General features: G+C 72.5%; 1 protein-coding gene. It reads left to right on the top strand.

Going from position 1 to position 534, the window contains the following annotated elements; translation table 11 throughout:
- Positions 1 to 534: HrcA family transcriptional regulator (locus AC1DYG_RS19110; protein ID WP_477641440.1), on the top strand; the 534-nt coding region annotated here is incomplete at both ends.

Here is a 534-nt window from a genome sequence, read left to right as displayed (position 1 = left end):
CCCAGGAGCCGATCGGCTCGAAGGCACTCGTGGAGCGGCACAACCTCGGGGTGTCCAGCGCGACCATCCGCAACGACATGGCGGTGCTCGAGGCCGAGGGCTACATCGCCCAGCCGCACACCAGCTCCGGCCGCGTGCCCACCGACAAGGGCTACCGGCAGTTCGTCGACCGGATCGCCGACGTCAAGCCGCTCTCGCCGGCCGAGCGCCGGGCCATCCTCGAGTTCCTCGAGTCCGGCGTCGACCTGGACGACGTGCTCCGGCGCGGCGTCCGGCTGCTGGCGCAGCTGACCCGCCAGGTCGCCGTCGTGCAGTACCCGACGCTGTCGGCGTCGTCGGTGCGGCACCTCGAGGTGGTCGCGCTGACCCCGGCCCGGCTGCTGCTGGTGCTGATCACCGACTCCGGCCGGGTGGACCAGCGGATCGTCGAACTGGGCGACACCATCGACGACGAGAACCTGGCCCGGCTGCGGGACCTGCTCGGCGGCGCCCTGGAGGGCAAGAAGCTCGCGGCGGCGTCCATCGCCGTCTCGG

It is taken from the genome of Pedococcus sp. P1_H8, assembly GCF_056405175.1.
The sequence above is the reverse complement of the archived record's forward strand: the minus strand, read 5'-3'. Positions and strand labels throughout refer to the sequence as shown.